This is a genomic window from Mycoplasma sp. 3392 (assembly GCF_053851755.1).
The window spans coordinates 37,757-61,090 of the sequence record NZ_JBSQBF010000001.1; the positions used below are offsets into that span (position 1 = coordinate 37,757).

19 protein-coding genes, 1 tRNA gene and 1 pseudogene are annotated in these 23,334 nt (G+C 31.2%); 11 read left to right on the top strand and 10 right to left on the bottom strand.

From position 1 onward, the window contains the following. Positions 1-80: 80 nt before the first annotated feature. The 4 genes and pseudogenes from ACWXVV_RS00195 to ACWXVV_RS00210 form a co-directional block, all read right to left on the bottom strand. Positions 81-479: pseudogene (locus tag ACWXVV_RS00195) on the bottom strand (ATP-binding cassette domain-containing protein); the annotation flags it as partial. A 17-nt stretch (positions 480-496) separates the two neighbouring features. Further along, positions 497-1,546, bottom strand: a complete 1,050-nt coding sequence (locus ACWXVV_RS00200; RefSeq protein ID WP_455984639.1) for a hypothetical protein — start codon at positions 1,544-1,546, stop codon at positions 497-499. 4 nt (positions 1,547-1,550) lie between these two features. Further along, positions 1,551-3,770, bottom strand: coding sequence for a P68 family surface lipoprotein (locus tag ACWXVV_RS00205; protein WP_456012443.1), 2,220 nt, complete (start codon positions 3,768-3,770; stop codon positions 1,551-1,553). A 191-nt stretch (positions 3,771-3,961) separates the two neighbouring features. Next, positions 3,962-5,761: an MATE family efflux transporter gene (locus ACWXVV_RS00210; RefSeq protein ID WP_455984637.1), complete on the bottom strand. Its 1,800-nt coding sequence runs from the start codon at positions 5,759-5,761 to the stop codon at positions 3,962-3,964. A gap of 237 nt (positions 5,762-5,998) precedes the next feature. Here ACWXVV_RS00210 and metK point away from each other — a divergent pair, with 237 nt between their 5' ends. Next, on the top strand, positions 5,999-7,126 hold the full coding sequence (gene metK, locus ACWXVV_RS00215) for a methionine adenosyltransferase (protein WP_455978795.1): 1,128 nt from the start codon (positions 5,999-6,001) through the stop codon (positions 7,124-7,126). A gap of 60 nt (positions 7,127-7,186) precedes the next feature. Here metK and recO read toward each other — a convergent pair whose 3' ends face one another. From recO to ACWXVV_RS00230, 3 genes are all read right to left on the bottom strand, one after another. Then, positions 7,187-7,846 carry a DNA repair protein RecO gene (gene recO / locus ACWXVV_RS00220; RefSeq protein ID WP_455984636.1) on the bottom strand — a complete coding sequence of 220 codons (660 nt, stop codon included), beginning with the start codon at positions 7,844-7,846 and terminating at the stop codon, positions 7,187-7,189. 117 nt (positions 7,847-7,963) lie between these two features. After that, on the bottom strand, positions 7,964-9,571 hold the full coding sequence (locus tag ACWXVV_RS00225; protein WP_455984635.1) for a HinT-interacting membrane complex lipoprotein P60: 1,608 nt from the start codon (positions 9,569-9,571) through the stop codon (positions 7,964-7,966). Between the two features lie 2 nt (positions 9,572-9,573). Further along, the gene (locus ACWXVV_RS00230; protein ID WP_455984634.1) at positions 9,574-11,742 is read right to left on the bottom strand and encodes a HinT-interacting membrane complex protein P80; all 2,169 of its coding nucleotides are present in this window, start codon (positions 11,740-11,742) and stop codon (positions 9,574-9,576) included. A gap of 154 nt (positions 11,743-11,896) precedes the next feature. On the opposite strand from ACWXVV_RS00230, the gene ACWXVV_RS00235 reads away from it, so the two are divergent. Both ACWXVV_RS00235 and ACWXVV_RS00240 read left to right on the top strand, forming a co-directional pair. Continuing rightward, positions 11,897-12,703: a hypothetical protein gene (locus tag ACWXVV_RS00235; RefSeq protein ID WP_455984633.1), complete on the top strand. Its 807-nt coding sequence runs from the start codon at positions 11,897-11,899 to the stop codon at positions 12,701-12,703. Between the two features lie 81 nt (positions 12,704-12,784). Beyond that, entirely contained in the window at positions 12,785-13,183 is a 399-nt protein-coding gene (locus tag ACWXVV_RS00240) for an MscL family protein (protein WP_438341599.1), read from the top strand. Positions 13,184-13,290: 107 nt separating this feature from the next. Here the strand turns inward: ACWXVV_RS00240 and ACWXVV_RS00245 are convergent, their stop codons facing one another. Then, positions 13,291-14,259, bottom strand: coding sequence for a lactate/malate family dehydrogenase (locus ACWXVV_RS00245; RefSeq protein ID WP_438341598.1), 969 nt, complete (start codon positions 14,257-14,259; stop codon positions 13,291-13,293). Positions 14,260-14,355: 96 nt separating this feature from the next. Continuing rightward, positions 14,356-15,576 (bottom strand): AEC family transporter, encoded by a 1,221-nt coding sequence (locus ACWXVV_RS00250; protein ID WP_438341597.1) that lies wholly within the window; start codon positions 15,574-15,576, stop codon positions 14,356-14,358. A gap of 269 nt (positions 15,577-15,845) precedes the next feature. Between ACWXVV_RS00250 and ACWXVV_RS00255 the strand changes: the two genes are divergently transcribed. The 8 genes from ACWXVV_RS00255 (at position 15,846) to ACWXVV_RS00290 (ending at position 22,568) form a co-directional block, all read left to right on the top strand. After that, positions 15,846-16,811, top strand: a complete 966-nt coding sequence (locus ACWXVV_RS00255) for a YwaF family protein (RefSeq protein ID WP_455984632.1) — start codon at positions 15,846-15,848, stop codon at positions 16,809-16,811. Between the two features lie 124 nt (positions 16,812-16,935). Beyond that, complete coding sequence (gene dnaX / locus ACWXVV_RS00260) at positions 16,936-19,302, top strand: DNA polymerase III subunit gamma/tau (protein WP_455984631.1); 2,367 nt, start codon at positions 16,936-16,938, stop codon at positions 19,300-19,302. Between the two features lie 9 nt (positions 19,303-19,311). Then, positions 19,312-19,605, top strand: coding sequence for a YbaB/EbfC family nucleoid-associated protein (locus ACWXVV_RS00265; protein ID WP_455967597.1), 294 nt, complete (start codon positions 19,312-19,314; stop codon positions 19,603-19,605). A gap of 2 nt (positions 19,606-19,607) precedes the next feature. Further along, a complete protein-coding gene (locus ACWXVV_RS00270) occupies positions 19,608-20,189 on the top strand; it encodes a toprim domain-containing protein (protein WP_455984630.1) in 582 nt (193 codons plus the stop codon). Between the two features lie 10 nt (positions 20,190-20,199). Beyond that, positions 20,200-20,856: a dTMP kinase gene (gene tmk, locus ACWXVV_RS00275; RefSeq protein WP_455984629.1), complete on the top strand. Its 657-nt coding sequence runs from the start codon at positions 20,200-20,202 to the stop codon at positions 20,854-20,856. Beyond that, a complete protein-coding gene (locus tag ACWXVV_RS00280; RefSeq protein ID WP_455984628.1) occupies positions 20,856-21,749 on the top strand; it encodes a hypothetical protein in 894 nt (297 codons plus the stop codon). Before tmk ends, ACWXVV_RS00280 begins: the two co-directional genes overlap by 1 nt. Continuing rightward, a complete protein-coding gene (rsmI, locus tag ACWXVV_RS00285; RefSeq protein ID WP_455984627.1) occupies positions 21,739-22,452 on the top strand; it encodes a 16S rRNA (cytidine(1402)-2'-O)-methyltransferase in 714 nt (237 codons plus the stop codon). The genes ACWXVV_RS00280 and rsmI overlap by 11 nt, the downstream gene beginning before the upstream one ends. Before the next feature lie 40 nt (positions 22,453-22,492). Then, positions 22,493-22,568 (top strand) — tRNA-His (locus tag ACWXVV_RS00290). 204 nt (positions 22,569-22,772) lie between these two features. On the opposite strand, the gene ACWXVV_RS00295 is transcribed toward ACWXVV_RS00290, so the two are convergent. Further along, positions 22,773-23,327 carry a thymidine kinase gene (locus ACWXVV_RS00295; RefSeq protein WP_455978806.1) on the bottom strand — a complete coding sequence of 185 codons (555 nt, stop codon included), beginning with the start codon at positions 23,325-23,327 and terminating at the stop codon, positions 22,773-22,775. Between the last annotated feature and the right edge of the window lie 7 nt (positions 23,328-23,334).

Here is a 23,334-nt window from a genome sequence, read left to right on the forward strand (position 1 = left end):
TCTTCAGAAACATTATTTTCTTTTAGAATCAATTCGTAAATTTTGTGTTGTGCGCTACGCGAATTTTCAATTGTTTCTTCTTTTCAGTGTTGATCATTACTTAATGGGAAGGCAATATTGTCATACACAGTCATGTGTGGATAAAGAGCGTAGTTTTGGAAAACTAACCCTAATTCACGTTGTTGTGGTGAATATTTAGTTACATCTATACCACGGAAGAAAATTTTTCCGCTTGTAGGTTTTAGTAATCCTGAAATGGCATTCAGAGTTGTTGATTTACCACTTCCTGATGGACCTAATAGAGTAACAAGTTCACCTTCGTGAATATCAAAAGTAACATTGTTTACAGCAACTGCATCACCGAAGTCAATAACTAAATTTTTAATTTCAATAGCTGGAATTTGTTTTTTTAGTTCATATCTTTCTTTAGCATATTGATAAACTTTTTCTTGTTCTTTTTCAATATTTAGTTCACTCATTTGCACTCCTTTCTTTGTTATTTATTATTTTGTGTTTCAGACTTTAGACTACCGTCGGAATTGACTAAAAATTGTTCAAATCCGCCTTCTCTTTCACTCAAGAATCTAGAAAGATTGTTATCTCTTTCAGTGGTTATTCAGCCACCTTGAGTAAATTCAGGTAGTAACATAAATTGAGTCGTTGGATCTCCGTGTGTCACATATACTCTTGGAACAAAATCATAAGGTTTATTAGCACTGAACAATTTATAAAAACCTTGCTTGTGAATTATTCCGTAATTTGTAGCGGCCCAGAAGTAAGGCATGAATAGAGTTTGGAAAGAAAGAAAATCATCAGATACTTGTGAAATGAATTGTAGCAATTCAGATTCTCCCACCCTTGGAGTGGAAAAACCATTTTTCAGAACTTCAAATTCGTAACATTTAGTGAAATCTGATAACTCTGTTGGATTTGGCTTGTCTGAATATAATGATATTCCTACTAAACGATCGTATGACATACTACTTACAAGTATTTTTATTTTTCTTCCTGGAGTCAAAATTGATTCAGCAAATTTTGTATCTTGATCGCTAGCAAATTGCTCTTCAGCGTGTTTTGGATCACCATCAACATATGTTGTCGGTCCTGGTGCCTCAGGAGTGTCTAGTGCTCAAGAACGGATTCTTGCTTGCATTTCTTTGCCATCTTTTATGTATTTAACAGTATAAGTATCTCCATCACTTACTCTTACAACAGTTGCATCATATACAACAAATTTATCTCAATAAGTTTTGTAAGAAGTAGTTATTTCTCCTGTACTTGAATCAAAATTTTTCTCTTCTTTCTTTATCGATAGAAGCTTTGAAAAATCAACATTGACTAAATTTTCAATAGCATCATAAACTGTTTGCGATGATTTTTTTCAGTTATCAACTTTAGATGCTTCGTCATTGCCACCACGATTTGATCCGCCTCTGTTATCACTACCACCATTAGCATTCACACAAGAAACAACTGGAAGGCAAGCAAAAGCAGTTAACGATGTAACTGCTAATGTGCTTAACAAAATTTTTTTGTTTTTTCGCATGAAATTATTCTAGACTTAATGATTCTTTAATTGCTTTAACGTATGTATTAAAATCAATTGTGCTTCCGTTTGCTGCTTTGTTTGCTAAACCTTTTCCTGCACCTGTTATCGCGCTTCTTAAACGTTGTGATTTAGGGGCAGCAACATCTTCTACGATTTTATTGTCTCTTGAATCATGTTCAATTGTGATTAATTCTTTTGAAATTATTTTAATAGCATCATTTGCATCAGAACTATCTACTTGGTCAATTGACATGCTTAATTTAGATTTTGTTGGAGCTAAGTAGTCAGCCAATTCAGCTAGTGATTCAACTGGAGCTTGATCTTTAGCTGAGGTTTTTGTTACATTTCTGTTTGTGAATGTTATTTTATCTGAATCATGGTTCACTGTTAACATTCATTTAACAAATTCTAATGTTGCTTTATCTTCAGTGTCGTTTGAATGTACTCCAATAATTGAAGGACCTTGCAATAATGTGAAGGTTTTTTGTGAAGAAGCTTTTGCTTTAGATGGAGCACCTAATCACATCATATCTTCTTTTTGTGCTGAGTTTGCTGAACCTGATTTTTGTTCAAATAAATTATTTGGAACTCAGTATACTTCAAAATCTTTTCCATTTTTGTCCACAACAGTTCCATTTAAGAATTTAGCACCATTTAATATTCCTTCTCTTCCGTTTCTTGAAAATTTGATTGCTCCGCCACTTTGAACAGAAAGCACTTTTAATTCAGGATCTGTGCTACTGAATATTAAGTAACCATCAGTTAAGCCAGCAACAGCAGTTTTTAATTTAGTTGCATCATCTGCTGTCTTAGGAGAATAATCATATCCATTTTTTGACACATCATCTGCTACATTAGGTAAAATTTTATTTTTGTATTTACCAAATTCAACTATACTTTTTGATGCATCTTTTGAAGCAGAAAGTGTATTTGCAAGTCCTTCAGCTGAAGAACCTTGTAGCGATTGACCTGCTTGAGATCCGAATACAAGAAGTTTAGAAGATCCTTGAGTGAATGTTTTACTTCAACCTGCTGTAGAACCTAAAGAAATAGCAAGGTTGTGGATAACTAGTTCATTTGAACCATATGCTCCTTCTCCACCAATTCATAAACCTTTATATTGGAAAGCATCTTTCATTAAATCATATGCAGCTTTTAAACGTTTACCTTGTGGAGTGTTTTGATCCAGAAGATTCTTATAGTTGAATCCTCCATCTCTTACTTGTGAAGCATCTTTGTTGATTAATGAATCTTCATTTTGTCCTGCTAGTGATGCTGCAATTGTATAAACAGCATTAGGGTATGAGTCCATTCCCAAAACATAGTTTTTATTATTTGGGAAAACCCTTTTAGCGAAAGCAGTGAATTTTAATAAGTCTTCGTAATCTGTGAAGATATTATCATTCATTGTGTAATTTGCTAATGCTGCTTGTAATGAAGATTTTTGTGAATCATTGTATTTTCCACTATTTCAAGCTGCTTTTACTGCTGGTTTATCAGATTTTTCATCATCTGAAAGACCTTCTCAGTATGTTTTCAATTCATTTACAACTTTTGAGTTTTGAGTATCGATTTTTGCTCCGGCAGCAACTAATTCTGAAATTAGCATACCTGTTACTGGTTTGTTGATTGATAGCATTTCACCAGATTTTGAAGCAGGAATTGTAAGGATACTATTGTTTTTATTTCCTGCTATTAATTTATTTACTTCCAAGAAAGAACTTGAGTATAAATTGTTGATTTCTGTTTTAAGAGAATCGAAATTTAACCCCATTTGGTATTGTTGCAATACTGAAGCAACAGTAGGGTATTGAATAATCAAGTTGTAGAAGTCATTTTTAGCTTTTACTTTTAGTTTGCTAATGTATGAACTATCTGAATATCCTGAAGGTGCAATAACAATTACAACTGGTAAAATATTTTTACCTTTGTAATCTTCTTTCAATACTGCTTTTTTCACCTTACTGTTGTTTTCAATTTCTAATTCAGAAAAGTGTGATTTATTGTAAAAATCTACAAGCGCTTGTAAAGCAAGTCCTTGGTAGTTAGTTGCAGATCAAGGCGAGTAAATTCTTAGCAATCCATCATTATCTTGTTCAAATGAAGCAGGACCCCTTTCGTCTTTTGTTGTATTATTACTACAAGAAACTAATCCTGCTACCCCTGCTATTGGAACTGCAATAGCAGCTAAAGCTGTTAAAAATTTAGCTTTTTTTGTCATTTTCTTTCTCCTAAATTGTTCTTTATAAGAAAAAACAAGAAAACATATCAAGCGGGTACTTAAACCCGCACTTTTCTCAGTTTTCTTGTTACTTCATTTTGTGTTTTCATACTTAATCTTTTACACTCTAATTATATAAAAAAAAGCATAGTTGTCAAAAGTTTTACCTTCAATTGACAATATGCTTCTTACTATTTATATTGGTGTGTTTTTTCGTATTCAATGGCACGATTGAAAAAGGCATTTTCAATCTTCAAACTTCAAGTTTGTTTTTGTTTATCAATGTGTGGTAAACGTTTATATAGTCAGTGCACTGAAAAGATGGTAATGATAATACCAACAACCAGGGCGTTAACAACAAAACCAACACTAACCATGTATGAACAAGTTTCTTTGCTGTGTCCTGAATTGTATAAACCGAAACCTATTCCAACAAAAGTACCCATAACAAATCAGAAAGTGATAAATGATTCTAAAGCAACAACTAAAATCGCCATTTTAATGTTATTAGTTGCTCTAAATAACAATATTCCCCCAACCGCGAATGAGTAGAAAACCATTCTTACCATGTTTATTCTTAAGAATGTTGAAACTTCTTCCAGGCGTTCATTTGGTACATTTAAAATTTTGATGAAATATGGTGCTAAGATTGCCACTATTGAATAAACAAAAACGGCATAAATGACTGCAATCATTAGAGCATATCAGTACGTTTGTCTTACTCTTTGCACATTGCGTTTTGTGTAGTTGTAACTTAATAATGAACTAGATCCATCTGCTATTCCAAATAGAGCTAGGAAAAATAGTGTAATTGAAGGGGCTGCCTTGGCTCAGTTATAAACGTTGACAAATCCATCACTATATGGTAAGTAATTGAATAGTAAAGTGATCATTAAGTTGGTAACTGCTACTCCAAAAGTACGTACAAAAGCACTTAATCCCAATAAAGATATTGGTGCTATCAAACGGTAACGAAATCTAAATTTAAATAAGTGTTTTAGATCAATTCAAGTGTCATTTTTCTTGTCACTAACAATGACATAAGCAAAGTAGGCTAGCACATTAACGGTTCAACCTACGATTGTTGCTGCTGCTCCACCCAAAATTCCTCACTTTAGAACAATAATAAAAATTGCATCAAAAATTAATCCTACAATGTTGGCAATGATAGCTCATATCATTACATAAGAGTTTTTACCTTCTGCCCGAATTAAGTAAGAAAGTAATAAGTAAAATCCTTGCAATAATGTTCCAGCGGCATAAACATAAATGTATTGTTGTGCTCATTTAACTGCTATTTTGTGACCGGCATCAAAATATTGACTTAATATAGCACCAGCATTAGGATTCGACAATTTTTCATTTAGTTCACTAAACTTAGTTACATCAAGGTGAGTGCGGCTTGCTACTTTATCTACAAGTCCTGCTCAAATGGCAATGAAAACAACTAACATTGCAAAAATAGCTAATCCTGAAGTTGTTCAAAAAGCAGTTGCTCATAAGTCTTTAGCAGTCATTTTAACACCTTTTGAGATGCATTTTGTGTAATAAACACTTGTTCCCATAGGTACTAAAATAACAACCGCGTTACAGAAAACAACGAAGAAAATAGTTGCGTTAACACTCAAAGAAGCAATAACATCACTAGTTAAGTTACTAATATTTGCTCCACTTATTTGTTTATATGTGTTGAAAATGGTATTAAATTGCTCTCTTGTGACATGATTGGCTGCAAAAGAAGGATCTAAATAATTGTAAATTAGACCCGAAGTGTTGGCAATATCGCCATCTAGCATTGCTAATGTTTTTGGCACAAAATTTAAAATAAAAACTTGATTAAAAAATGAATATAAACCCATCATCAACATGGTCAAAAGACCTGGTATTGCTACCATTCATATTGCTTTTTTAATAGGAGTCTTTTCAAAAAGCTCAACAGCTCTTTCTTGACCTTGTTGCGAGTTATTTTTTCGCTTGTTTCAATGTTTCATAATCAAAAATTGTATTCCTATTTTTTCAAATGTTGACATGAATTTTTACAGAATTTTTTGTTGCTTTGTTATAATGTTTAGCGTTACATAAGGAGTACGGAGCGTAGCTGCTATGAAGTCACCAACCTGCTAATAAGTAAGGTGGTAAGCGAGGGGTTAATAACCTAACATGTTGCTTTATTTCATATAAGATAATTAGAATCCTCCTACTCCTTTCATTTGAAAGGGGTTTTATTTATGAAAAAGTATTTTACTTCAGAAAGTGTTGGAGCAGGACATCCAGACAAAATTTGCGACCAAATTTCTGATGCTGTGTTAGACGCAATTTTAGCAAAAGATAAAAACGCAAGAGTTGCATGTGAAACATTTGCGACAAATCGTTTAATTGTTATTGGTGGAGAAATCACTACAACTGCCTATGTGGACTTGGTTTCTATTGCTTGAAAAGTAGTAAAAAAATTAGGATACAAAGAAAATGACTTTACTATTATTAGTGCTATCAATTCACAAAGTCCAGATATTGCAATGGGAGTCGACAGAAAAGATAGCGAATTAATTGGAGCAGGAGATCAAGGAATTATCTTTGGGTATGCTTGCAATGAAACTAAGGACTTTATGCCATTAAGCATTACTTTAGCACATGAGTTAGTCAAAAAAGCTGAAGAACTAAGACTCAAAAAGCAGCTACCACATGCTAAAAGTGATATGAAAAGTCAAGTTACAGTTGTTTATGAAGATAACAAAATTAAAATTGACAAAATTCTTATGTCAATTCAGCACTTGGAAAGCACAGACTTAAATCGTTTTAAACAAACTATTAAAACAAAAGTAGTTGATCCTGTTGTAAAAAAATATAATTTAAATTCCGATTTTGAATTTCTATTCAATCCAACAGGACGTTTTGTTGTTGGAGGACCAATCGGTGACACAGGTTTAACCGGAAGAAAAATTATTGTTGATACATATGGTGGACATGCACACCATGGTGGTGGGGCATTCAGTGGTAAAGACTACACAAAAATCGATCGTTCAGCTGCTTACATGGCGCGTTATGTAGCAAAAAACATTGTTGCCGCTGGCTTAGCAAGCGAATTTGAAGTACAACTTTCATTTGCTATCGGTTTACCCTATCCACAGTCAATTTTTGTTAATTCGTTTGGAACATCAAAATTAAGCGATCGAGAGTTTATAGATATAATTAATGCCAATTTTGACTTATCAACAAACGGAATTTTTAAAACCTTGGATTTAAAAAATGTTAAGTATCAGCCAACTGCAACATTTGGTCATTTTGGGCGTGACGACATTGAATTCAATTGAGAAAAATTGGATAAAGTAGATACCTTAAAACAATACTTAAAATAAAAACAAAAAATCACTCCTACAACTTTATGGGAGTGATTTTAATTTCCTTAAGTTTTGTTACTAAAGGAAAGTATTTTCCTTAATATAAATTCATAAATCTTCAATTATTTTCAAAACTGCATAACGGTTGGCATTATCAATATAGATTTCAATATTACCAGTGGTTAAATACACGGTTTGTAAATAGTCAGGATGTTTAGAGTTTTTTGCATGTCGATTACACAAGAAACCACCTTCATGGGGTATGAAATCAACAATGTTGTTTTTCGTTTTACATATCACACAACCATCAGTTTTGACTTTTAAACCAGTACAAGTTAAAAAATCGAAAATCAAAATCAGTAAGTAAAGATTATCATCGCCTTTACCGAATTTATTGACTAAAAAGAAAAAATCACTAACAAATTCATAAGGATTTGAGTCAATGTTTTGTGCCATTAATAATAATTTATTGGTTACATTAATGTTGGTATTAATGTCAAACTGGGCAATCAAATCAGCACGTTTGAGTTTACTCATTTTACCTTCAAGACGGGCTTGAAAAATTTCGCATTCGACAACATTTAAAAGCTGTAATCTTGACCTGTTTTTAGATTGTATTTTTCTTGTTCCTTTAGCCAAAAATGTAATTGGTTTATTCATTGTCAAGATTGTAACAATTTCATCATATTCATCATAGTCAATTTTGTTGATAACTATTCCCTGGTGTATTGTTTCCATATCAAGATTATAACATTTAGCCTAAACATTACATAGTCGATGTTATACTGCCAAAAATGAAAGATTCGAGTAAAAGAAAGCAAAATAAAAGCCAGAAATTGTACTTCTGGCTAAAAATTAAATAAGATTTTCGCTTTTTAGGTAGTCAATGATTTTTGTGTCAGTTTTACTTTTATCAATAGAAATTCCTAAATCTGAAAGATATTTAGTTGCAGTTTTATAAATGTCTTTATCTAAGAAAAGAATATTGTAAGCAATTTGTTTTTGTTTTGCTTCATCTTTTCAAGGAGTAACATCTAAACTTCATTTATAAACAACCTTGTTATCAACAATTGAAGAAGTTAAAATTGGTACCAATTTAATTAAATATTTAGCCTCAATCGTTTTTGAAGTAGGATTGTAGAAATTGATTGCTGTTGGTAAAGCATTTTGGTTAAATTCTTTTGATTGGGTTTGTGAATCTTTTGTTAATTCAGTATCAAAATCGTATGTTAAACGAGTTTTTAAAGCAGGTATTGACACACTGATGTTTAGTTTGTAAACATTATCGCTTCTTTTTTCAACTGAAGCAACCTTAAATGTTACTGTGTAGTCTTTTGAATCATAGCTAAATGTCTTAGATCAGTCTACTGAATTTGAATTTGTGTAACCTTCAGCTTCAATATCGGTTGGGTTAACGCTAGCTGTTGTGTTAGCAGTAGGTCTAATTTTGAAAACAGGAGTGTTTTTTACTGCTTTTAATAAAATGTTACTGAATAAAAAGTCATCTTGGGAATAAACTACATTGCTTGTTGGGTTAACAAAACCACTGATTACTTGATCTTTTTTTAGTTCTCATAGTGAGAAGTTCAAGTCTCCGGAAGCTGTTGAAGAATATTTTGAAACACCTTTGTAACCTAATAACTGACTAAAATCGATGTTATCGTTTGAACCGACCAGAAGTGGATTGTTAGCGGCTGTTTTTAAAGTTAAATCATTTGGATTTGCTAAAGCATTAAAACTTGCCAAATCATTTACGTAAGCATTATTACGATATAAACTTAAATCACTGTTACGGCTATATTCTCAAGTTTCAATTAATTTGTTTTCTACTAAATATTTCATTAAGTATAAATTTTTAGCACTTTGATCGTAACCATTAAACGAATTTTTTTCATCAGTTGTCATTTTGCTTGTGTCAGTTAATGACAATACTTTGTCTTTAGAATTAGCAACACTCAGTGATAACAAAGTATCATTTTTTATTAAATAGTTGTAGGCTACCATTTTTTGCAAAATGTTTAGTTTAATGTTGTCATCTAATTTGTCTGAATTATCATAAATAAATTTCATTTCAGCATCAGTTGGTACTTGTCAACCTTGTGGATTAAAAGAAGAAGTGTCAACTGATTTTTTGTTAAATTCTTGTACTAAATTCACGAAAAACATTGGGTTAGACTCAATTTGCTTGAATGCATAAATGTCAAAAAGGGTTTTGTAGTCTTTATAAAAACTTGAGCTAGTGTCTTCTAAGCCTTTTGAAACATCTGAACCATATAAAACTTGTAATTGTGTACTAGCTAAAGTTGTTAAAACTTTATTCTTTGTTGCTGTTGATGTTAGAATTGTGCCAGCACTTGGATCTGAAGTTTCAGTATTTTTACATGCAACTAAAGGAGCAGAAACTAACGATGTTGTGGCTAAAAGTGTCGCTGAACTAAATAATATTTTTTTTGTTTTAGTCATAACTAGTTTCCTCCTTGTAGATTTTTTTGAATAACAGAGAAAATAAATTGGTTATACTCTTTGTCTGTGTGGTCTTTAACTACTCACTTGTTATTTACTTTTTCATAATCAGCATTTAAGTTTTTAGTAATTAAATTATTTACATACTCTTTAATTTCACTGTTTTTGGCCACTAACAATGAAATTAGACTTGCATATTGTTGTGAAGTAACATATTGTTTTGCTTTGGCAATAGTATCGTCATCAAAGTTTGCTTTTTCGCTACTTGTTTGTTTTTCATATTGTTGAGTTTTTAAATAAGTTACAAAATCAGGATTTGCAAGCATATTCAAGACTTCGTAGTTTTCATTAAATAATGAATTAAAAATGTTAGTCATGTTAAACAATGGTTTTAAGGCATTGTTGTCGTTTTTATTTGCACTTCTTTGTAAATCAGAAAGAATCAAAGCCAAAGCATTGCTTTTATCAGTTACTGTTTTGGTGTTTATGAATACTAAACCGTTTGAAGTAAAGAAAGCGAATTTATTTTCATCAATTTGGTAAACTGATGACACTTGATTTAGTTCATTTACTTGCAATGCTTGTTTAATAATTTCATCAATTAAACTTTCGTAATTCGAAAGTGAATCTAAATAATCACCAATGCGTTTGTTGTATTCTGCAGCTTTTTGCGCATTTTCGTTGCTTCATTCCATTGCATCTGCATTTAAAATAGTTTGTAATTCTTGTGAGTTAGCAAATAGTTTTTCAACAATTAATTTTTTGAAATTAGTAAAGAAATTATCTAGTTTGTGGGGAGTAAAAATGGCATTATTTTGAACTATTGATGTGTATGGCACATAGAATTCAGCTTTTTCTTTCGAATAAATTTCATTTAGTGATCTAAATCCTTGTGAACCATATGTTGAAGCATTGTTTTGTCCCAGATTTTCTAATAAAATAGTGTCATTTTTAGCTTGCAATGCTTCTTCATCAGTCAAGTTTTGACCACTAGCAATGTTTGTAATTCCTGCAAAAGAGTCTAAACGATTGATTGCTAAATCAATTACATTTTTGTCGCTATTTGCATAACTGCCGAATGAAAGTAGTTTTTTCAAATCGTTTTTTGCAAAAGTGAATAATTGATCTGATGATTTTTGGTTTTGGGTAATGTTTAAAGTAAATTGTGAATAAATTACTGGTTTTGTTTTTAGTCAATATTCAATGTATTTAGTTGCATTACGAGCGCTTGCAACAAATGATTTGGTTACAAAAATGTATGCTTTTGCTTTAGTTTCATCTAAAACATTTAGATTATTTGTAGGTAAGACTGTATTAACATAATCACCACTTAACGCGAAGTAGTCTTTTAAGTCGATTATTTCACCTTTTTTGGCTAAAGTAACAGTTTGCTCTTTATTTGCAGCTTCATCTCAGTAATGATAAGTTACATCAGCATTAGCTTTAACACCATTTTTAATTTCGTCAATTGTAAAGTCAGTATTAATTTCAGTTGAAAATCTTCTTAAAGCATCAGTTTTTATTTCTTTTGAAACTAAATAATCAACAGCTTCTTGCTCTGTTTCGCTTTTTCCATAATTTTCTTTTGCTAATTCTTCTTTAAATTTGGATTCTCATTTTCCATAACCGAATTGTTTTTGGAAACGTTCTTTTAATGTTTCAATTTCTTTTTGCTTAGCTTCACGAATTGTTTTTAGTGATTTTAATGAAAGGCTTTTCTTTTCACTTAAAGTTTTGTCAGCATTATAAATTGCATTGTATTTGGCACTTGCTTCGTATTCTTGTTGATATAAATATTTATAAATTTGAGCGCTTGTAGCATTAAAGATTGTGCTATTTTCACTAGCACTTTCATTAATAGCTTTTAAGTCTTTGTATTTTAGTTCAACTGTTTTATCACTATTTGGGACTTTAACAGTGTAAACCACATCATCATCGTTGTAGTTTGTTTTTTCTTTTTTGTATTTTGCGCCTGCCACTGACAATGGAATAGCAAATCCAGCTACTAAAACTCCAACGATTGCTAAACCCAATACAACTTTAGGTCATTTCTTTTTAACAACCATTTCTTCATTGTGGTTTGTTTCTTGAAGTTTTTCTTTTTTGCGTTGTTCTGCTTTGGTGGTGTTGAAACGAGCGATTTTTTTAGCTCAACTATTGTTTTTTGCCATTTATACTCCTTTTAGGTTTTTTTATATTTTAAATATAAAATCATTAAGAATTATACCAACAAATGCAATTTGCAATGGTATTTTGACAAAAAGGCAAAAATTACCATGGCAAAAGACTAGTTGAAAATTTAATGAATAGTATAATTATGAGAATATGTATAACAAATTAGAATTATTGAAATATTTTATTGAGTTGTGTCAAAAATACAATCTTTGATACAGTTTGGATGGTTTAAGTTTGGTTTCAGCAACAACCAATAAAGACCTAACTACATCACTAGATTTTTTTGAAGTAATGATGAAACAAGATTCATATGACAAATTAAAAATGATTGCTCCTGACAATGTTTTGGATAATACAAATTATTCTGAGTATTATGATTTTCAAAACAAATTTGTTGTTTCAAAAGAAAGTCTTTACAAAACCAATTTCTTCATAAAAATTAACATTATTGTACCTACAACAGTCAAAAAGGCAAAGAAATTTCTATCTTTTTACAACTTGCTAAGAAAAAGTTATCAAAAACACGCCAATTTTCAGGATGTCGCCATAGCAAGCATTTGAATCAAAAAGTGACTGCTTTTTGGAGCGTACAAAGATAAAATGTTAAACCCATTAACATACTGAATGTTTGGTAAAAAAATCACATATCGTGAGGCAATAAATAAACTTTCAGAAAGTAAATATGATGGTTTTTTAGTTATTGACGATTTCAAAACGAGATACAAACGAACTTGAATTACTAACCTTACAAACAAACTAATTTCAGTTCATTGAAATGGTTTGGATGTTAACGTTCTTTCAGAATACAAAGAATATCTTGAAAACCGTTATGGAAAGAATCTAAAAAGACTGCCGAGAAAACCACAACCATATGGATATAAAAACATTTTTGACTTATACAAGATTAAAAATACTGAAACGAATACTAATCTAAAAAGCGAGGAAAGTGCTGAATAATAAAGCATTTTTCGCTTTTTTGTTACTTTTAACAAACAAAAAGTTGTAGCATTTTCCGAAAAATAAGCTACAATTGTATTTATGTTTAAAAAATCATATAACGACGCTAAAAAAGTTGTTCTAAAAGGTAACATGTTCATGTTGGCTATTGGAATGGTACTTGGTACAGTATTTGGTGCTGTAGTAACATCTCTAGCTACAGATATTATCATGGGAGCAATTAACTACAGTGTACTATCTAAACTTCCAAAAGATATGTCATTAGAAAACCTATATGGAATGAACATCCAAAAATTCATTGGTGCTTTAATTGCATTTATCGTTGTAACATTCATTATATTCTTTGCTCTTCTATTAGTATTTTTAATTAAAAACTGAAGAGACTCTAAGAAACCTGCTCCAGCACCAGTTACACCTGTTCCTACAACAGAAGAACTAATTTTAGCTGAACTTAAAAAAATGAACGCAAACAAAAAATAAAATATAGGAGAAATTAGAAACCCTGGCTTTTGAAAGCTGGGGTTTTTAGTTATAAAAACAAAAAAAAAAAAAAAAAAAACCAACCTGAAGGTTGGCTTTGAAAAATATTATTGGAATGATTTTTTGATTCCGATTAAGTTCATAACATCTTCATGTACTTTAGCAATAGCTGAAGTTGATTTTTCAAATGCTGCTCATTCATCATTTGTCATGTTTGGTTTTGTAGGTAAGTATTCGTATCCATTTTCTCCTACGATAACTGGAATTGATGAATAAATTCCGGCATTTTTGTAGTTTTCTGGAAGTTTAACCCCTACGGTCATAACTTGACGTTTGTTGTTGATAATAGCATCTGTAATTTCATAAATTGATGTTCCAATTCCAAATTGTGTGTTTCCTTTACGTGCATAAATGTAAAGTCCTTCTGCTACTGTGTCTTTTAGAATTTGTTCTTTGTCAGCTTCTGTGAATTTTCCAGCTTTAATTAAATCTTCAATTTTTGCTTCTCCAACTTTTAACATTGATCACGGAGCCATTAATGAAGCACCGTGTTCTGCTAGAGTAACAGCTTGAACTGAATCTGCTGAAACTGATAGACGTTGAGCAATGAATTTTCTAAATCTTGCTGAGTCTAGAAGTGTTCCTGTTGAAATAACTTTATTGTATGGTAGTTCTGATGCATAATGAATTGCTGCTGCCATAACATCACAAGGGTTAGCAGCAATAATAACTGTACCTTGGAATCCTGCTTTTTTAAGATCATCTCCAAATGATTTCATTAATTTAGCATTGTCTGCTGCTAGCTGTAGACGGTCTGCTAATTTTTTCATTGGGATTGATGCTGTAATAACCACAACATCTGCATCTTTTGCGTCTTCTAAAAGAGTTCCTCTTCTAAAAGTCGAGTTATTTCTTGGCATTAAAGCCACTTGATCTTCGAAGTCACGTGCATGTGCTACACACACTTCTTCATTTAAGTCTGCAAACACATAGTTTGCTTGTAATCCACGACTTACAGCGATGTTAACGAATGTGAATCCTACGTTTCCCATTCCTACTACAATAATTTTTTTCATTTTTATCCTTAAAAATATTAAAGTTTAGTTTTTGAAAGAAAAGAGCCAACCATTAACAATATTAATGATTTAGCCCTTAGTTTGTCATATATATTTCTATGCTGTTGCTGTGGCTGCTACTTTCGCAACTGGAGCTACTGCTTTTGTTGCGACGCTTGCAATAATTACTCACACAGGCATTGCAATTAAACATAATAATGTAGATAATGCTGAAACTTCAGCAGTTAATGCTACTTCTGGGTGTTTTGCAGAAACAGCAAAGATAATACATACGGCAGCTGGTGGAGTTGCACCAAATAGAACTAACAAGGTTCCTGTACTTGGAGATAACACTCCTGCATGTACCAATGGAAGAGCGATTACTAACATAATTAGTGGCATTAAAACTAATTTTAGCGCTGTTGCTACTCAAACTGATGGGTTTTTAGCTGCTGCCTTCAAGTTTGATGTAGCAAGTGTTCCACCAATAACTAGTCATGCTAATGGTGAAATAATAGATGTACCTGCATCTAGAATTTTTCCAAATACTGGTAGATTAGTTTTGAATCCATGTCAGAATTGCATTCCACCTTCAGAAACTTGAGTATATGGTTTACCATCAACAATTTTGTATGTGTGTGGAAGTGCAAATTGTAAAGCTCACATGAATAGTGAGAAGTATAGACAGCACATCATTGGGCTGAATACTGCTTTTAGAATTGGTTTAATGTTTTTTGCTGAGACTTTTTGTCCTGAATATTGAATCAATACGTATGAGAATGCTCCAATCATGTATGGAATACATCATACTTGAGCTAGTGCTAATGCACTTTCGTCAAAGATTGATCCTTTCATTGCTATAACCATAGGGTAAGCAAAGAATTGTAGTGAACCATATGAAATCATCATCATAATGGTTAACAATTTAGCTTCAATAGAAGCAATAGCTGCTTCTCTTTCGTTTTCACTAGCTTCTAGTGAACCATTTTGTTTTTCATATAAAACTAATGCTTTACGTTTTACTAAACCTGGAACCATTCTTGGTCCAAATTTAACAACTAATTTTGAAATAATTGCAGCAAGAATGTAGAATGCTGCACTTATTCCGATCATTGTACCTATTTCTTTACCCAACTTAGCAGAAGCTGGTTGCATAAATGCTATGATGCAAAGAAAAGGTAGAGCTCATTGAAGGGTGAATTTAGAAATCTTTTGATTTACTTCTTTAGTAAATAAACCCATCTTTGTAACTATAAAACCTATAGCAACGAAGGTACATGTAGCAAGAACTCCTCCCCACATACCTTGTTGACTTATAACATTTACAAAGTCTTTCATTTTTTTCCTTGATTTTTTGACACTCAAATGTGTCTTATAAAATATTTGATTTTTATTCGGCTTATGCCTCACTCATAATTATACAATAAGACACATATTTAAAAACTTTAAGCAACTCACTCAAATAAACAAAGAAATAATTTTTTAACAATCTATGAATAGTGCTTTTACCAAGCATTTTTTTGCTTTTTTAGATACAAAAAATAAGACAAAAAACTTGTTTTTATTGTGTTTTGTAAACAATTATTTACTTTATAATTTTACTCAAGATGACCAGAACTAGCCTTGCACCTCTAGATCTTCCGACTCTAAAAGTCTTTGAAAAAGGATTTTTTCATTGAGCCGGCGGACACTGAAATTTTGAGCAATCCAAGCCACTTTATTATTCACTAGTTGCGTTAGTTGCACTAACGTGCATTTTGTTGTGATTGTTTCGTTCGCTGATTAGACAACGTTACGAAAAAAGAACACAAATTCTTGGTTTAAAAAAGACAAGCTTTTGAACTTTGTTTGGAACTATATCTTTGATTTGTTTTTTTGGTAGACTATTGATTTTATTTACCAATGGGTTTCCTAATTATTGAGAAATAATACCTTTACACTATTGTCGTTTGTTTATATTTTTAGTAATTCTGTCAATTATCTTCAATCGCTTTGATTATTCAAAATATTATTGCATTTTTGCTTACATTGGAGCTTTAATAGCATTTAGTCTAACTGATTTGGCAAATAACGAATTTTGGCAAAGAGCAAATCACGGAATACCAATCCATTGAGGATTAGACTCATTTGCCTTTTGAGATTTCTTTTTTGCACATGCTTTTTTGTTAATTATGTCGACATTAATAACAATTTTAGGTAAGCAAAAAGTCACCAAGACAGTGATAAAAGACTCACTTATTACCATGATTTTGATTGCCATATTAGTTTTTAGTTTAAATTATTTAACTACAAAAATAACTGCCGATGTCCGTTGACATGCTAATTGGTTTTATATGGGAATTGATCAAGCTAATAGCCAAAAAGACAGTTTGGGTATACTTACTCGCTGGCCGTACCATTTATTTTTATACATTGGAATTTTTATTATTTTCTATTTCATTGGACTTGGTATTTGTTTTCTAGGTTCAAAAATCGGTTTATATAGAAACGAAGAAAACAAAATCAGTTTTTTTGTGCAAAAATCACAAGTTTATGCAGATTTTAAACAATCGAAATGAATTGTTAGACATTAAAGCGCAAGCGGCGCTTTTTTGTTTAAAAATCAATCTCTTAAAACTTTAAATTTATAGCAATTTAGTCTATGATAAAATAAAATAAATTAAATTAGTATTATTTAATTTCATTCAAAGGAGTCTTATGGCTGATAATGGTTATATTGCTTTATATCGTCAATACCGTCCCCACACATTTGACGAAGTAAAAGGGCAAGATCATATTGTTAACACACTTAAAAATGTGATAAAAACACACAAAATTTCTCATGCTTATTTATTTTGTGGACCTCGTGGTACTGGTAAAACATCAGTTGCCAAAATTTTTGCTTCAATTTTAAATTGCCAACATGCTGAAAAAAGTGAAAACTCACCTTGCCAGGAGTGTTTAGTAAACATCGATCGTAATCTTGATATTTTAGAAATCGATGCTGCTTCAAATACTGGAGTTGATGACATCAGAACGTTAAAAGAAAATATTGATAACCTTCCATCTTCATCACCTTACAAAATCTACATTATCGATGAAGTTCACATGCTTTCAAAAAATGCTTGAAATGCGTTGCTGAAAACTATTGAAGAACCACCTAAACATGTAATCTTCATTTTGGCAACAACTGATCCACAAAAAATTCCGGTTACTGTTTTAAGTCGGGTACAAAGATTTAATTTCAAGAGAATTGATAATGAAGTTATCTTCCAACAATTGGTAAATGTTTATAAACATGAAAATATTGGTTTTGAAGATAAGGCTTTGAAATTGATTGCAATCTTAGCAAATGGAGCAATGCGTGATGCCTTGAGTATGGCGGATCAAGTGTCAATATTTGCTGGTGAAAATGAAGTAAAAGTTGAAGATGTTGAAAAAATGTTTGGTTTGACATCAACACAAAATATCATCAACCTACTTAATCTTATTGCTGCTAAAAACATTAATGAAGTTTTAGAACTTGTCACCAGTTACATTGAAAATGGAGCCGACATTGAAAGAATGCTTTTAGCAATGGTGGAGGCGGTTAAAGATTTTGTTGTTTGAAATAAAACTAACAAAGCTAAATTTTTAAAATCTCTTTCAGTTGAACAAATTCAGCAATTAAAACTAAACATTGCAAGTGCTTATGTGATTTTGAACCAACTAGTGGACGCACTAAAAGACATTAAATATAGCGACACAGTACAACAAACTTTCGAATTGGCACTATTAAAAATTTGTACTAGTGATTTTGCAAGCCCTTCTGGTGAAAATGTTGAAAGTCCAGAAGTACTAATGGAACAAAAAATCACTAATTTACAAAATAGCTTCTTGGAAAAAGAAAAAAATATTGTCGACGAACAATATAGTAATTTAGAAAGAAAAACAATTGATTCAATTGTTGATGAAGCTCAAATAAAACCACAAACTAATAGTGTTGTTGAAGATTATTTTGAACAAAATGAAAGTCAAAAACAAGAAAAACAAACAATTCAAATTGACAATGTTTTCATTAATCCATCTATTGACAAATTCAATATTAAAGAAAGTTATGAACAAGAGTTAAAAGAACAAAATAATGACTTTTTCGACTTAAAAAATGAAGAAACACTAGACAATGAAGATTTGTTGCAAGAAATTGAGGCTGATGAACAAACTGCTATCACAACAACACACGTCCCTGAACCGATTGTCAACCAAGCAACACTAAATCCAGTACAAAAATTGACAGAGTCACTAAATGAGTTAAGTGATTTAGATGGCGGTGAGTACAGTCAACAACATGCTAAAAAACATGAGAAAAATTATGACCGTCTAAACCAAATGCTAAGTTATGATGATATCTCAAACGATAGTTTTTATCCTCGTTCAAACTCAAGTGTTGAAGACGTTTTGCAAAAAACACAAGAATTCGCAGTTGAACAAAATCAAGTCACTGCTGAATACAGTGTGATTGAAGAAGATATTCTAACAAATAATAAAACTGAAGAAAATTATGCAATCGCCACAAAAGATATTTTTGGTTTAGATGATGTGATTGAAAACCAAAGCACTGACTTAACAATGGATGAGTTAATCAATTTAATGATGTTGTCAGCAATGTATAAAAGTAAAACTAATAATCCGCGGGCAACTAAAACTATTTATGATTCAAAAATAGCACAAGCTAAAGACTTAAACAAATATGATGAATTTACTCCATTTATCAACATTTTGGAAAATTTCAAAATTGTTATTAGTACTGATCAATTCATTATTTTCCAAAGTAATTATCAAAGTGTGGTTGATAAATTTAATCAACTAAAAAAACAAGATGATTATTGAAGATTTGTACAAAGTGTCTTTGGCAAAAGTTTACACCTTTTTGCTGCTACAGGACAACTGCTGGAAAGAGCAAAGAATTTTTACAAATCTAATTTTGAATTAATAAGATCAAGACAAGTTCGTCCTTTGCCACCGTTACCAACACTAAAAAAAGATGATAGTTATGAAAAACTACAAGACATTTTTGGTGATGCCTTAAAAACAGATTGAAGTTAGGAGATAAATATGAATATTAATGAAATGTTAAAACAAGCTAAAAAATTACAAGCTGAAATGGAATTAAAAGAAAAAGAAATCGCTAAAAAAGATTTTGTTGTTGAAAAACAAGGAATCAAACTAGTAATGAAAGGTTCAAGAACCATTACCTCTTTAAAATTAAATGAATTACTGGTTGATCCAGAAGATACAGAAACATTAGAAGATTTAATCATTATTACTATTAATGAAGCACTTGAAAAAATCGAAAATGAATATGAAGAATTAAGTAAACAAGTTCCAACAACAGGACTACCATTCTAATAATGAATAATGAGCAACTAGAATTGCTAAAACTAGCAATTAAAAAAACCTTTGGATTGTCACAGGGAATGGCAGAAAAAGTTGTTTTCAAAATTCTAAAAGCTAGCTGCAAAGAAATTGATAGTCTTTTAGAAGTAATAAAAAACACAAAAAGCACTATCATTGAGTGCAAATTGTGTCACAATTTTGGCAAAAATGAGATTTGCGAAATTTGTGAAGAACGCAAAAACTCCAAAAAAGTTGTTTTTGTAGAAAAAGCTCAGGACATTAAATCTTTTGAACAACTTGGCACTTACAAAGGAAAATACTTTGTTTTAAGTGATTTACTAAGCACTAAAAAACAAAATTTTGACCAAAAACTTATTGAAGAAATTTTGCAATATTGCACTGGTATACAAGAAGTTATTTTAGCCTTGCCAACTAATCTAAACGGTCAAATAACCATGCAAAGACTAAAAACTATCTTGGGTGCTAATAATATTGAAGTTTTTCAATTAAGTACTGGAATTCCTTTTGGGGCAACCATTGACATTGTTGATCCGATCACCTTAAAACAATCATTAGAGTACAAAGTAAAGATGTAAGGAAGTCATTATGAATAAAAGAGCAAAATTTATCACATTTGAGGGTATGGATGGAGGTGGAAAAACTACTGCTTTAAAGCATGTCAAAGAGTACTTAAAAGCAAAACATCCAAACATTGAAGTAGTTTACACAAGAGAACCAGGAAGCAGCAATTCTCGTGAAGCTGAACTAATTCGTCAAATGATTCTCGATAACAAAAATAATTTTAGTCCTGCTGTGGACGCTCTTCTATTCGTTACAAGTCGACGTCTAAATTTAGAAAAATGCATTTGACCTGCGCTACAAGAAAATAAAGTTGTAATTAGTGATCGCTACCTTCACTCATCTCTAATTTATCAAGGAGTGTTGGGTAATTTAGGTATTGATGATGTACGTCAATTAAACAAAATTGCTTTATCGCTAGGTAGCAATAAGCAAGTCATGCCAGATTTAGTGATTTATTTCGACCTAAAACCAGAACAATCACTAGCAAGAATTACTAATAATCGTCAGAATTTAGATCGCTTAGAAGATCATGAATTAGACTATTACCAAAAACTTTACGATGGATACCATAAACTTATCAGTCAGGAACCAGACAAATTCAAGATTGTTGATGCTTCTTTGCCAATCGAAGAAGTTTTAAAAACAGTAACTGAAATTTTAGAAAATCACTTGGTTAAATAATGGCAAGTGGCGAAAATATTTTTCAACTGATTGATAATGCAACACACTACAATAAAAAAATTCAAACAATTTTATTTTCAACAAATCAAAAAGTCGACTTATCACCTTATGTCCTTTACTTTATAAATCATATTCAGGATATTAAATTTGATTCAATATCGCAAATGCAAAGTCATTTGAATTTTTCGATTTTAGAAAGCGATAAAACTCTTACCAAAGAAGCAGTCAATGAAGCTATTTATAAAACTACTCAATCAATGAATAGTTTAGAAAGCAAAATCATTCTTATTAAAAATATTGAAAATGGTAATGCCAGTTCGCTAAACTTACTTTTAAAATTCTTGGAAAACCTAGAGCCAAACGTTTTTGTAATAATGACTACTAATAACAAAAACAAGGTTTTGAAAACAATTTTTTCACGCTCGGTTGTAGTAGATATTAACTCAAAAAACGAAACAAACATTTTGAATAATACTTTGTTTGAAAATTCAAAATTTAAACATTTTTTCGCTTTCTTAACCGATAGCGCTCAATTTATTGAGTCTTTTTATACTCAAGAGATTGAAGATAGTCTAGAACTGTTATTGCAAGCATGTAATGAACAAAACTATTCACAACTAATCAATCTTTTGGTGCAAAACTTGACAAAAGAAAACAGTTGGATATTGTTACAATTTTTACACACTTACTATTCAGAAGTTTTATTACAACAAAATAATTTTTATCGTGAAGTTTTATTGATAAATCGTGAAGTTTTATCAAGCAATCTAGATATAAAACAGGCTATTGAAGTGACTAAAAAATATAAATTGCTATTGTCAAAAAACAACGTAAATTTCAATGCCCAAAAAGCACAATTTATACTTGAAATGAGTGATTTGTATGGAAAATAAACTATATATAGTAGGGACTCCAATTGGTAATCTAGAAGATATTAGTTATCGGGCAGTAAGAATTTTAAAAGAAGTAGATCTAATATTGTGTGAAGACACTCGAACATCAAAACCACTGCTGAAACATTATGAAATTTATACACCTACTTCAGCCTATCATAATTTCAATGAAAAAACTTTTGCACCAAAAGTTTTGCAAATGATTCAAGACAACAAATCTGTTGCTTTGATTAGTGATGCTGGGATGCCGACTGTCAGCGATCCAGGATTCGAAATAGTTCGCTTATGCAAACAAAATGACGTAGATGTAGAAGTAATTGGAGGACCTACTGCTTTAATTCATGCTTTCATAAAAGCTAATTTCAGCTCGACATTCAGTTTTATTGGTTTTTTAAAGGATAAAAGTCAGCAAAGAATAAATTATTTCAAAACATTATCTCCTAATACTTACATATCATATGTATCACCACATAAACTAATAGCCACACTGAATGATTTTGATGTTGTTTTTGGAGACAATATCGAGCTATATTTAATAAAAGAAATGACTAAGAAATTCGAAGCTAGTTATCAAGGGAGTCCTAAACAAGTTTTAGAACAGCTTCAAGATAATACAAAAGGAGAATTCGTTTTAGTCTTTAATATCCCTGAAGTTAAAAAAGAAAAAGTCAATAAATACGCCCATTTAAAAAATGTGAGTTAATTTGCTTGCGTTGTGCTATAATTTTATAGCTTAATAAATGGCGAAAGTGGCGAAGTGGCTAACGCACTGGGTTGTGGCTCCAGCATTCGCGGGTTCGATCCCCGTCTTTCGCCCCATTTTTTTATACCTTTTTTCAAAATATTTCTTAATAAGGAACGTCAAACTATTTATGGCAGAGTAATATGAACTCTGTCTCTTTTTTATTAAAAATGTCATTTTCAAAGCAAGCAAATCAGTAAAAACTTATTTTTTAATTTTTAAGCAAATAAAAACACTCCACAAGGAGTGAATTATAAACAACAACTCATTTTTTTCTTTTACTATTTTTTTAGAATGTGACAATTACGACAACGTGCTTCGTATGAAGACTCATCATCAATTAGAATAGTTTTTTTGCTATTTACTGTCCGATAAGAACAAGAAGCACGATTTTTACATACAACACAAACGGCATATAATTTTGTAACTTTTTCAGCAATTGCCATTATCATCGCCATATTTTTAAAAGGTTTACGACGATAATCTTGGTCTAAACCACTAACAATCACCAAGTATCCTTTGTTTGCTAAATCGTCAACAATTTCAACAATTTCATCACCAAAGAATTGCGCTTCATCGATAATAATGGCATTTGTATCTTCTTCTATTAATTGATAAATATCCTTTATATCTTGTAGTGAATGTGTCTCGTGTTTTACACCAGATCTTGAAACAATGTTATCCTTTCCAAATCTTGTATCAATTGCTGGCTTAATTATTGTCATCTTATAACCGGCATATTCCAACGTTCTTACTCTTTTTAATAATTCTTCACTTTTACCACTAAACATTGGTCCAGTAATAACTTGAATAATACCTTGATCAAAATATTGCATACAACTC